The 11167-nt window shown below is 76.4% G+C and carries 10 protein-coding genes and 1 tRNA gene; 4 read left to right on the top strand and 7 right to left on the bottom strand.

What is annotated here, in order from left to right; genetic code table 11:
- Positions 1-10 precede the first annotated feature (10 nt).
- The 4 genes from ACI792_RS02120 to rarD all read right to left on the bottom strand — a co-directional run bounded on the left by ACI792_RS02120 (position 11) and on the right by rarD (position 5763).
- A complete protein-coding gene (locus ACI792_RS02120) occupies positions 11-2848 on the bottom strand; it encodes an alpha/beta fold hydrolase (RefSeq protein ID WP_456601107.1) in 2838 nt (945 codons plus the stop codon).
- 101 nt (positions 2849-2949) lie between these two features.
- On the bottom strand, positions 2950-4062 hold the full coding sequence (locus tag ACI792_RS02125; RefSeq protein WP_456601108.1) for a LytR C-terminal domain-containing protein: 1113 nt from the start codon (positions 4060-4062) through the stop codon (positions 2950-2952).
- A gap of 326 nt (positions 4063-4388) precedes the next feature.
- Positions 4389-4727, bottom strand: coding sequence for a DUF3263 domain-containing protein (locus tag ACI792_RS02130; protein ID WP_456601109.1), 339 nt, complete (start codon positions 4725-4727; stop codon positions 4389-4391).
- Positions 4728-4845: 118 nt separating this feature from the next.
- On the bottom strand, positions 4846-5763 hold the full coding sequence (rarD, locus tag ACI792_RS02135; protein ID WP_456601110.1) for an EamA family transporter RarD: 918 nt from the start codon (positions 5761-5763) through the stop codon (positions 4846-4848).
- A gap of 64 nt (positions 5764-5827) precedes the next feature.
- Here rarD and ACI792_RS02140 point away from each other — a divergent pair, with 64 nt between their 5' ends.
- Complete coding sequence (locus tag ACI792_RS02140; protein WP_456601111.1) at positions 5828-6226, top strand: DUF5313 family protein; 399 nt, start codon at positions 5828-5830, stop codon at positions 6224-6226.
- Here ACI792_RS02140 and ACI792_RS02145 read toward each other — a convergent pair.
- Both ACI792_RS02145 and ACI792_RS02150 read right to left on the bottom strand, forming a co-directional pair.
- Positions 6226-6298: transfer RNA gene (locus tag ACI792_RS02145), tRNA-Thr, on the bottom strand. The two genes, ACI792_RS02140 and ACI792_RS02145, sit on opposite strands and share 1 nt — an antisense overlap.
- Positions 6299-6385: 87 nt before the next feature.
- Positions 6386-7066 (bottom strand): hypothetical protein, encoded by a 681-nt coding sequence (locus tag ACI792_RS02150; RefSeq protein ID WP_456601112.1) that lies wholly within the window; start codon positions 7064-7066, stop codon positions 6386-6388.
- A gap of 149 nt (positions 7067-7215) precedes the next feature.
- Between ACI792_RS02150 and ACI792_RS02155 the strand changes: the two genes are divergently transcribed.
- The 3 genes from ACI792_RS02155 to ACI792_RS02165 all read left to right on the top strand — a co-directional run bounded on the left by ACI792_RS02155 (position 7216) and on the right by ACI792_RS02165 (position 10685).
- Positions 7216-7989, top strand: a complete 774-nt coding sequence (locus ACI792_RS02155; RefSeq protein ID WP_456601113.1) for an ABC transporter permease — start codon at positions 7216-7218, stop codon at positions 7987-7989.
- 109 nt (positions 7990-8098) lie between these two features.
- Positions 8099-9361 (top strand): S1C family serine protease, encoded by a 1263-nt coding sequence (locus ACI792_RS02160; protein ID WP_456601114.1) that lies wholly within the window; start codon positions 8099-8101, stop codon positions 9359-9361.
- Positions 9362-9404: 43 nt separating this feature from the next.
- The gene (locus tag ACI792_RS02165) at positions 9405-10685 is read left to right on the top strand and encodes a DUF445 domain-containing protein (protein WP_456601115.1); all 1281 of its coding nucleotides are present in this window, start codon (positions 9405-9407) and stop codon (positions 10683-10685) included.
- A gap of 34 nt (positions 10686-10719) precedes the next feature.
- On the opposite strand, the gene ACI792_RS02170 is transcribed toward ACI792_RS02165, so the two are convergent.
- Positions 10720-11148 carry a CBS domain-containing protein gene (locus ACI792_RS02170; protein WP_456601116.1) on the bottom strand — a complete coding sequence of 143 codons (429 nt, stop codon included), beginning with the start codon at positions 11146-11148 and terminating at the stop codon, positions 10720-10722.
- Positions 11149-11167 lie beyond the last annotated feature (19 nt).

An 11167-nucleotide genomic window follows, 5' to 3' on the forward strand; every position in this document is an offset into this window, starting at 1 on the left:
GCGCCCGTCGTCACGACTCCCCCACCAGCGCCAGGAAGGCGTCCTCGAGCCGGCGTCGCGGCGTGAACTGCTCGACGGCGACCCCCGCGGCCACCAGCGCCTGCAGCACGTCGGCGCGCCGGGCGCCGTCGAGCTCGGCCACGAGGCCCTCGTCGGTGCGCCCGGCGGTCACCCCCGGCAGCGACGAGAGGACGGCGACCGCCCGGTCGGTGTCGGCCTCGTCGGCCAGGCCGACCAGCACCGAGCCGCCGGTACCGACGATCTCCTCCACGGTGCCCTGCGTGATCTTCTGCCCCTTCGCCATCACGACGACGTGGCTGCAGGTCTGCTCGATCTCGCTGAGCAGGTGGCTGGAGACGATCACCGTGCGGCCGGTGGCGGCGTAGGAGCGCAGCACCTCGCGCATGGCGTGGATCTGCGGCGGGTCCAGCCCGTTGGTCGGCTCGTCGAGGACCAGCAGGTCGGGCAGCCCGAGCATCGCCTGGGCGATCGCGACCCGCTGGCGCATGCCCTGGCTGTACCGGCGCACCGGCCGGTCGATGGCGGCGCCCAGCCCCGCGATCTCGATGGCCTCCGCCATGTGCGCGTCCTCGGCCGGACGTCCGGTGGCGGCCCAGTAGAGGGTGAGGTTGTCCCGGCCGGAGAGGTGCGGCTGCAGGCCGGTGCCCTCCACGAACGAACCGAGCCGGGAGAGCACGGGGGCGCCGGGACCGGCGGCGTGCCCGAAGATGCTGATCCGCCCCTCGGTGGGCTTGATGAGGCCCATCAGCATGCGCAACGACGTGGTCTTGCCGGCGCCGTTGGGCCCGAGCAGGCCGAGCACCTGGCCGCGCCGCACCTCGAACGAGAGGTCACGGACGGCGACGAAGCCGTCCTTGTAGGCCTTGGTCACGCCGGTGAACCGCAGCGGGACGTCCTCGCCGTCCGGCTCGACCTGGGAGATCTGCCGGCGCCGGCGGGCGCCCCACCAACGGGCGGCGAGCCAGCCGAGCAGGCCCAGGCCCGCGAGGACGGCGAGCAGCACCCACCAGCGGGAGGTGCCGGTCGTGGCCTCGCTGCGGCCGTCCACCTCGGGAGCGGCCAGCGTCGCCTCGCCCGCGGCGACGCCGTTGGGGGCGACGTCGGATGCGAGCCCGACGGTGTAGACCGCCGCCTCGTCGGGGAGCGCGAACGCCTGGTCGGTGGAGGAGACCAGCACGCGCATGGTGTGGCCGGTCTCGAACCGGTGCACGATGCCCGGGAGCGTGACGCTCACCCGCGTCGGCGCGGTGGGGTCGGTGGAGATCCCGGTGAGCGAGAGGGGGGCCACCAGCCCGCCCGGCAGGGTCGTCCCGCCGTCCGGCCCGACGTCGTAGAGCTTGGCGAACAGGGTGGCGCTGCCGCTGGGCGAGGCGACCGCGAGGTCGACCGTCGAGGCGCCGACGACCTCCACCGGGGCCTCCAGCGGGGCGCTGTCGAAGGCGGCGTACTGGCCGGGGATCTCCGCGGTCGTGCCGCCCAGCGCGGAGGTCAGCGCCCCGAGCCCCGGCACGGTGGTGAGCGCGGCGGGCGTGCCGCCGGCCGGGGTGACGACCGGCTGCACGGGGCCGGAGACGGTCACCGCGCGGCGGGTGGCCGGCTCCGCGCCGTCGAGGCCGGGGTAGGCCGCCGCCGCGACGGTCTGGCCGCCGCCCTGCACCGGGCCGACGGTGGCGCCGAGCCCGGTCGGTGCCGGGTACTGGAAGCCCGTGCCGGGGTCCTCGCCCTCCCCCCGCAGGTGCCAGTCGAACCAGCCGGCGACCTGGTCGCGGAGCTCCTGCGCCTGCCGGTCGGACGAGGAGGCGTCGTGGCCGCCGGCGAACCAGACCACCTTGACCGGCGTCCCGTCCGCGGCGATCCCGCGTGCGTTGGCGTCGGCCTGGCCGACCCCGAAGAGCGAGTCCTGGGTGCCCTGGACGAGCAGCGTCGGCACGTCGATGCGGTCGAGCACCCCGGCCGGGCTGCTGCGGTCGAGGACCGCGGCGACCTCCGGCGTGAGCGTGCCCGTGGCGGCGGCCGTCTGGTAGGCCTCGCAGACCTCGACGCGGAAGCGGCCGCAGGTGAGCAGCAGCTCGGCGGCCGCTGGGTCCTGCGCCGCCTGCGCGAGGAGCTCGTCGGGCAGCCGGGTGGGCAGCGCGGCGCCGCCCGCCCCGCCGCCACCGCCGAGTGCGTCGAGGAGGCCGCCGGAGGACGAACCGATGCCGAAGAACAGCCCGGACCACAGCCGCTTGTAGACCCCCGACCCCTCGGTCTGCGGGACCGCGGCGACCGTGTCGGCCTCCAGCTCGCCGGTCTGCGAGGGGAAGAGCGAGGTGGTCAGCGAGTGCCAGGTGATCTGCGGCGCGATGGCGTCGACCCGCTCGTCGTAGGCGGCGCCGAGCAGGGCCAGCGCGCCGCCGTACGAGCCACCGGCGACGCCCACCCGCGGGTCGCCGTCGGCGTCGAGCTGGACGCCGTCGCGCTCGGCGAGCAGGTCGAGCAGCGTGGAGAGGTCGGCGATCTCGTAGCGGGGGTCGTTGAGCCCGATCCGCCCGGTGCTCTCCCCGAAGCCGCGCGCGGAGTAGGTGAGGACGACGTAGCCGCGCTCGGCGAGGTCGGCGGCGTCGTCGGCCACCGACCGCTTGCTGCCGCCGAAGCCGTGTGCCAGCACCACCGCCGGGGCGGGCTCGTCGGTGTCGGGGAGGTACAGCGTCGTGTCGAGCTCGACGGCGTCCTCGCCGGAGCCCGACGGCACCCGGGCCTCCTCGGTCCGCAGCTCGGCGGCGCCCGCCGGGGGCGCGAGCACGAGCAGACCGGTGGGCAGGGCGAGGGCGAGCAGGGCGGCGGCCACGGCGCCCGCACCGGGGCGCGGGCGGCGACGCACGGGCCCTCGGAGGGGACGCACGCTGCCCCCAACGGCCGAGGGGCGGCGGGTGTTCCGGCCGAGCCGGTTCAGGGCTGCCAGTTGCCGGTGGCCACGATGACCAGCCCGGGCGCCGGGGCGTCGGTCACCTCGAAGAAGCGCGGCGCGGGGCCGGCGAGCTCGGGGAACTGGTCGATCAGCTGCAGCGCCGCCTGGCGCTGCTGCTCGTCGCCCTCGGTGAAGAAGACGGTCGTGGCCGAGACGTCGGTGCCCTCGTAGGCGCCCACCCCCGGCGACTCCCAGCCGCCGGCCGCCACGGCGCCGGAGATCTTCGCGGCCAGGCCGGTGACGTTGGTGGCGTTGAGGACGGTCACGGGGACGCGCACGGGGGTGGTGATCGCCGGCTCCACGACCACGGGCTCCTCCGGCAGCGGCGGCAGGGCCGCGGTGGGGACGGCGACGGTGGGGACGGCGGCCGGAGCCGGGACGGCGGCCGAGGCCTCCTCCTTCTCCGGGGCGGTGACCGTGTAGACGCCGAGGACCGCGCCGGCCACCACGGCCATCGCGACCAGGCCCATGAGCACGCGGCGCGGCTTCCGCTCGGGCTCGTCGTCGAAGATGACCTCGGGGGTGCCGTTGCGCTTCGCCGCCTTGCGGCGGGCGGCGTCGGCGGCCTGCCGCTCGGCGCGGTAGGCGGCGCGCCCGCCCTTGACCGCGGCGCCCGGCGCGATGCCGGCCGCCTCGAGGTCCTGGTCGTCGTAGCCCGGCTCGTCGTGGGCGAGGCCGCCGTCGAGGTCGTCGTCGAGGTCGGCCGGCTCGGCGCGGCGGGCACCGGCGCCCCGCTCCGGGATCGCCGTGGTGGCCGGCGCCTGCAGCACCTCGGGCGCGACCCGGGAACGGCCCGTCTCGTCGGTGCGCGAGGGCTTGGTCCAGTCGCCGTAGGAGGACGCCGGCGCACCCGAGGGGGTGGTCTGCCGCGGCACGCGTGGGACGAGCGGCGCCGGGGTGCTGCGTCCCACGCCGCGGGCGGGGCCGGTGGAGGCAAGGGGCTCGTCGTCCACGAGCACCCCCGCGCGGGCCGGGAGGATGGGCTTCGCCGCCAGCGGGACTGCCTGGACAGGCGCCTCGGCGACCGGCCGCGCGAGGGCGTCGGCGGGGCGCGACGGGGCGGGGACCTCGGCGGCGAGAGCCGGTGAGGGCACCGCGCGGAACGGTGCGGCGCTCGTCTGCGGCGCGATGACGGGAGCGGGGGCAGGGACGGCGGCCGCGCGCGGGCCGACCGGCACGGGTGGCAGGGGCAGCCGGGAGCGGGAGACCTGGCCGGGGCCGTCGACGGGCGCATCCACCGGGACGTCGCGCCGGAGAGCGGCGCGGTCGCGCCCGGGCGCGGTGGGGTGGTCGCTCAGGCCGGCGCCCGGGAAGGAGCCGTCCGGGGCGTCGGTCCTGCGCCGCCCAGCGGGCGCAGACGCGTTCCCCTGAACCAGTCCGTCACTGCCTGACGCGGCGTGCCTGCCCACGGTGACCGAATCTAATCCATGTCATTCCCCTTGCCCAGGACCCGCACGGCACGGGTCCGCTGACGCGCCGTCCGCAACCGGCGCAGCCGGCGGACCACCAGCGGGTCGGCCGCGAGCGCCTCGGGACGGTCGACCAGGGCGTTGAGGGCCTGGTAGTACCGGGTGGGTGTCGTGCCGAACAGGTCGCGGATCGCCGTCTCCTTGGCGCCCGCGCGCCGCCACCACTGGCGCTCGAAACCGAGCATGTCATGCTCGCGCCGTGAGAGGCCTGCGGCTCCGGCCTGCACGGACCCCTCCCCTGACCCGTCGACCCGGGGCGGGGAGACCACGGGGGCTGGGTCGCTGTTCATGGTCGGACCATCTCCTGAGCTGCTCCGCCGACCGGGTGCTCCCGGCGGCTCGGGCACGACGGTAGCGCCGCCCACCGACGATTCCGGCGACCGCGCCGTAGCGACTCCGGCGGTCGGTTCAGGGGGTCGCGACCACCGCGTCACGGGCCGCCCTGCGGGCCCCGGCCCGGGCGCGTCGGAGCGTGTCGGCGGTGAAGACGGCCAGCGCCACCCAGACGATCACGAAACCGGCCAGCCGGGCCGGCGGCATGGGCTCGTCGTAGACGAAGACGCCGATCGCCAGCTGCATCAGCGGCGTCAGGTACTGCAGCAGGCCCACGGTCGACAGGGGGATCCGCCGGGCGGCCGCGGCGAACAGCAGCAGCGGCACCGCCGTCGCCACCCCGGCGCTGGCCAGCAGCAGGGCGTGCCCGGCACCCGCGTTCGCGAACGTGCCCGAGCCCCCGCCGTGGAGGACGGCGAGGACGACGCCGGCCGGGACGGCGACCAGCGCCGTCTCCAGGAACAGGCCCGGCGCCGCCTCGACCCGGACGAGCTTCTTCATCAGGCCGTACAGGCCGAACGAGAGCGCCAGGCCGAGGGCGATCCACGGCGGGCGCCCGTAGTCGACGGTGAGCACCGCGACGGCGACCGCGGCGATGCCGACGGCGACCCACTGCAGGGGGCGCAGCCGCTCGGTGAACACCACCACGCCCAGGACCACGCTGACCAGCGGGTTGATGAAGTAGCCGAGCGAGGTCTCCACGACCTGCCCGGAGTTGACCCCGTAGACGTAGATCAGCCAGTTCGTGGCGATCAGCACCGCGGCACCGGCGAGGACGAGCACCGTGCGGGGGCTGGTGACCGCGGCCCGCACGTGGCCCCAGCGGCGGACGACGGTGAGCAGCAGCCCGACGAACAGCAGCGACCAGAGCACCCGGTGGGCGACGATCTCCAGGCCGCCGGCGGGCTCGAGCAGCGGGAAGTAGAGCGGGAAGACGCCCCAGAGCGCGTAGGCGCCCAGCCCGGAGACCACCCCCAGGCGACGCTCGTCCACGGCGGCACCGTACGCCCGGGCCGGAGACCGGCCGCAGGCGACCGGATCGGCCTACCGTCAGGGTGTGAGCACTCGGCGCCCGGGCCCCCTGCAGTGGGTCTGGTACGCGTACGGCGGGGGGTTGCCCCGCGAGCTGGCGCCGTGGGTGCTGGCCGACACCACGCGCCGCACCTGGGTCTGGCGCCACCTGGCCCGGGCGGTCGTGCAGCTGCTGCCACTCGTCGTCGCGTGCCTGCTCCTCGTCCCCGTCCCGCTGGCCTACCGCGTCTCCGCCGCCGCCGGCGGCCTGCTGCTCGGCCTGCTCTTCTCGCTGGCCTACATGGTCGAGACGATCGAGCACCGCGTGGCCAAGGCCGGTTACCCGCCGGGGACGGCGGCGCAGCTGCGGGCCGAGCGCGCCGAGCGGGCGCGGGTGGAGCGGCTCTCCCCCTACCGGCGCGACGGCGCGGGGAGCTTCGACTGAGCCGACGAGGGGACTCGAACCCCTAACCGCCCGATTACAAGTCGGGTGCGCTACCAGTTGCGCCACGCCGGCGAGACGCGGGGACAGGTCCCGGGCCCGAGTCTAGGGACAACGCCGGGACGGATCCCGCGTCGTCCTACCCGACTCGGACGGACGCGGTCAGGCAGCCTCGGTCTCCGCGCTGGGGTCCGCCCGCGGCGGGGTGCCGCGCACGAAGCCCGTGGGGTCGACGCTGCCCAGGGGCTCGGCCGCGAGCCAGCGGGCGAACCCGGCCGGGTCGCGGCGCTCCAGCTCGTCGAGCACCTGCTCCCGGCGGGCCACCAGCCGCTGTCGCGCCGCCGGGGCCAGCGGCCGCTTCAGCTCCGCGCCGGTGCGCCGCCACTCCTCCCCCAGCGCCGCCGTCGACGCGCCCGCCACCACGGCCGCGGGCTGCCAGCCGCCCGCGACCGGGCCCGGCGACGGCGCCGGGCGGGCCGCGGCCTCGCGGCGGTCGCGCGCCCAGCGGAGGGCGGCCCAGCCGGCGGCTCCCACGCCGACCAGCAGCAGCGCCAGCGCCCCACCGGCGAGGACCGCCGTCCCGCTGACCACCAGCAGCACCGCGATGGTGACGGCCGCCGCCTGCGCGGCCGCCTCCAGCACCGACCGGTGCGCGGGCCCGGGCGCCTCGCGCGCCACCCCGGCGGCGACGCACCCCGCGAGGGCGCCGGACACGCAGACGGCGACCAGCCCGGGCCCCCGGAGCGCGATGCCGCCCACGACCGCCACGACGGCGGCGCAGGCCAGACCCAGGCCGATCAGGAACCGGAAGAGAGGACCACGGACGGGCACGGAGAGCTCCACGAGGCCGACGGGACGGGCGAGGCGGGCCGCGGGCGGGGACCCCGGCTCAGGAACCGCCACTACCCGCCTGCTGCCGCCGCTGCACACGGTGTCTCGGAACTGTCACCCACCGCCCCGGGGCGCGGAGGCGACCGGGCAGGATCGGCGCCGTGGGGTCCTCGGTGGTCGACGTCGACCTCCGTCTCGGGATCGTCCTCGTCACGCTGACCGCGCTGGCCGCCGCGAGCGGGCGGCTGTCGGGCCTGGGTGAGGGCCGGTCCGTGCTCGTGGCGGCGGTCCGCGCCACCGTGCAGCTGGCCGTCGTCTCCGCCGTCCTGCTGGTCGTCGTCGGCTCGCTGTGGCTCTCCACCGCCTTCGTCCTGCTCATGGTGTCGGTGGCGACCGCCACCGCGGCCGGGCGGGCCACCGGCCGTCCGCTGCGCTCGCCGGGCGCCGTCCCCCGCCTGGCCGCAGTCGCCGTCCCCGTGGTCGGGGGCGCCGCCCCCGTGGTCGCCCTCGTGCTCGCCAGCGGCACGGTGCCGCTGCGCGGGGAGGCGCTGATCCCCATCGCCGGCATCCTCATCGGTGGTGCCATGACGGCCACCTCGCTCGCGGGCCGGCGCCTGCGCGAGGAGCTCGGGCAGCGGCGCGGCGAGGTGGAGGCGGCGCTCGCCATCGGCCTGCTCCCCCGGGACGCGGTGCTGCTCGTCGGCCGCCCGGTGGCCGGCACCGCGCTGGTCCCCCCGCTGGACCAGACCCGCACCGTCGGGCTGGTCACCCTGCCCGGCGCCTTCGTCGGCGTGCTGCTCGGCGGCGGCAGCCCGCTGGAGGCCGGCGCGGCGCAGCTGCTGGTGCTCGTCGGCCTGCTCGCCACCGAGGTGCTGGCGGTCTGGGCCGTCACGGAGCTGGTCGCCCGGGGGCGGCTGCTGAAGGTCCCCCGCTGATCGCGGCGCCCAGGAAGCTCACAGGCACCCTCCAGCGTTGAGCCAGAGGCGGAGCCGACAGTGGGTTGCGACGCAGCGGCCGCACGGCTGCGAGGAGAGGAACGAACACGTGAGCGAGCACCAGCACCAGTACCCCGGCGCCGGCCAGCAGTACGGCTGGCAGCCCCCGCTGCCGACGCCGCACCAGGCGACGACGCCCCAGCCGGTGACGGTCCCCGGCTACCCCGGGTACGGCGGGCTGCCCGCGCCGACGGTCGAGCAGCCCCCCTCCCGGCGCGCGAGCCGGCTGCGCATCGGCCTGGTCGGTCTCGTCGCGGGCGCGCTCATCGGCGGTGGCGCCGGTGCGGGCGTGGTGACCCTGCTCGACGAGCCGGCCGGTGGCAGCGGCACGCCCGCCTCCGCCCAGAGCGTCACCATCGAGAACCCGGAGCGGGCGACCACCGCCACGGCCGCCGCGGCCAAGGCGGCGCCTAGCGTCGTCACCGTCTACGTGAGCAGCGGGTCCGGCGCGGGCAGCGGCTCGGGCGTCGTCCTGACCTCCGACGGCTACGTCCTCACCAACAACCACGTCGTCGCCGAGGGCGCGGGGGGCAGCGGCGCGGTCCAGGTGCGCACCGCCGACGGCACCCTCTACGACGCCGCGGTCGTGGGCACCGATCCCGAGTCCGACCTGGCCGTGCTGCGCCTGGACGGCGCGGAGGACCTGGTCGCGGCCACGTTCGCCGACTCGGACGAGGTGCAGATCGGCGACGTCGCCGTCGCCATCGGCGCCCCGCTGGGCCTGTCGAACACCGTCACGGACGGCATCATCAGCGCGACCGGCCGCGCGGTGGCCACCGGCTCCACCGAGGGCGACGCCACGGTCCTGGACGCGATCCAGACCGACGCGGCGATCAACCCGGGCAACTCCGGTGGCGCGCTCGTCGACGGCGCCGGCGAGGTGATCGGCATCAACACCGCGATCGCCACCGTCGCGTCGGGCGTACCTGGCGGGCAGGCGCAGAGCGGCAACATCGGTGTCGGCTTCGCCATCCCGGGCAACACTGCCCAGCGGATCGCGCAGGAGATCATCCAGACCGGCAGCGCCACCCGCGCGTTCCTGGGGGTGACCGCGACGGTCGCCGCCGACGACCAGAACCGCGAGGTCGGCACCGGCGCCGAGGTCGTCACCGTGGAGCCCGGCAGCGCCGCCGAGGAGGCCGGGCTGCGCACCGGCGACGTCGTCACCGCCGTCGGCCAGCGGCCGGTGACCACCTCCACGGAGCTGACCGCCGCGATCCGCAGCAAGGCCCCCGGCGAGACCGTGGAGCTCACGGTCCGCCGCGGCTCGGCCGACGTCACCGTCGAGGTCACCCTGGGCGAGACGAGCTGACACCCCCGGCGGCCGCCCGCCCCGGCTCCCTAGGCTGGGCCGGGTGGCCGCTCCCCCGCTGACCGCCCCCCTGGCCGGGACGCTCGACGACCCGGCCCGGGCCCGCGACCTGGCCCGCATGAAGCGGCTGGCGACCGGGCTGTTCCTGCTCGCCGCCGCGGTCTTCCTGGTCTGCGTGCTGGTGGGCGAGGAGACCGGCGCATGGGTCGGCTACGTGCGCGCGACGGCGGAGGCCTCGATGGTCGGCGCGCTCGCGGACTGGTTCGCCGTCACCGCGCTCTTCCGGCACCCCCTGCGGCTGCCGATCCCGCACACCGCGATCATCCCGCGTAAGAAGGACCAGATCGGTGAGAGCCTGGGCGCCTTCGTGCAGGAGAATTTCCTGACCCGCGCCGTCGTCGCGGAGAAGCTCGCCACCATCGACGTCCCCGGCCGGCTGGGCACGTTCCTCGCCGCCCCCGGCCGCGCCGAGCGCCTGGGTGGCGACGCCGCCACCGCGCTCACCGGCCTCACCCACCTGCTCAAGGACGACGACGTGCAGCCCGCCGTCGCCGCGCTGGTGGACCGCAAGCTGCACGAGACCCCGGCGGCCCCCGCGCTGGCCCGCGTGCTCGAGCTCGTGGTGGACGGCGACCGGCACCAGGAGGTGCTGTCGGCGGCGCTGCGGCTCACCGCCCGCTTCCTCGACGAGAACCGGCTGGTGTTCCGGGCGCAGCTGGGCGACGCCTCCCCCGCCTGGGTGCCGGACTGGGTGGACGACCGCGTGTTCGACCGCGCCTTCGCCGGCGTGCACCAGTTCCTCGCCGAGGTGGCCGCCGATCAGCGGCACGAGCTGCGCCGGGCCTACGACGCGCGGTTGCGCCTGTACGTGCACGCGCTGCGCACCGACCCCGCCGCCGCCGAGCGCGTGGAGGAGTTCAAGCACGAGGTGCTGGCCCACCCCGCGGTGCGCGACTGGTCCGGTTCCCTCTGGACGACGGCGAAGGACGCGGTGCTGACCGCCGCGGCCGACCCGACCTCGCCGCTGCGCGCCCGCGTGACGGCGCTGATCCTCGACGGCGCGCGGCTGCTGCGGACCGACCCGACCGTGCGCGAGCTCGTGCAGCGGCACAGCGGCCAGGTGGCGGGCTACCTCGCCGAGCGCTTCTCCGGCGACCTCGCCGACCTGGTCAGCACCACCGTCGCCCGCTGGGACACCGACGAGACCAGCCGGCGGATCGAGCTGCAGGTGGGCCGGGACCTGCAGTGGATCCGGGTGAACGGCACCGTCGTCGGTGGCCTGGCCGGCCTGGTGATCTACACGGTGGCGCAGCTGCTCGGCTGACCCGCGCGGAGGCCCCCCGTCCGGCGCTCCGTCCTCACCGCTGGATGTAGTCCACCAGCTGCTGGCGCTCCGCCTCCAGCTCGTCCAGCCGCGCCTTGACGACGTCCCCGATCGAGACGATCCCGACCAGCGCCCCGTCGGCGACGACGGGGACGTGCCGGACCCGGTGCTCGGTCATCGTCCGCGCGAGACCGTCCACGGTGGCGTCGGGCGAGCAGACGTGCACCTGGGTCGTCATCACGCTCTCCACGGCCTGCGCCAGGAGCTCGCTGCCCCGGTCGTGGAGCCCCCGCGCGACGTCCCGCTCGGAGATGATGCCGTCGATCCGGCGACCGTCGGAGGAGACGACGAGCGCACCGATCCCCAGCTCCGCCAGCAACGCGAGGGCGGACCGGATGCTCGCGGAACCGTCGATGGTGGCGACCTCGGAGCCCTTGCGCCGGAGCAGTTGGCTGATGCGCACGCTGTCCTCCTCGGGCCGG

This window comes from Blastococcus sp. SYSU DS0669 (assembly GCF_054050895.1).

What these genes read in the sequence shown, in the direction of transcription:
- ACI792_RS02130 (WP_456601109.1), bottom strand. Translation starts at nt 4,727, where the DNA reads ATGAACAGCGACCCAGCCCCCGTGGTCTCCCCGCCCCGGGTCGACGGG.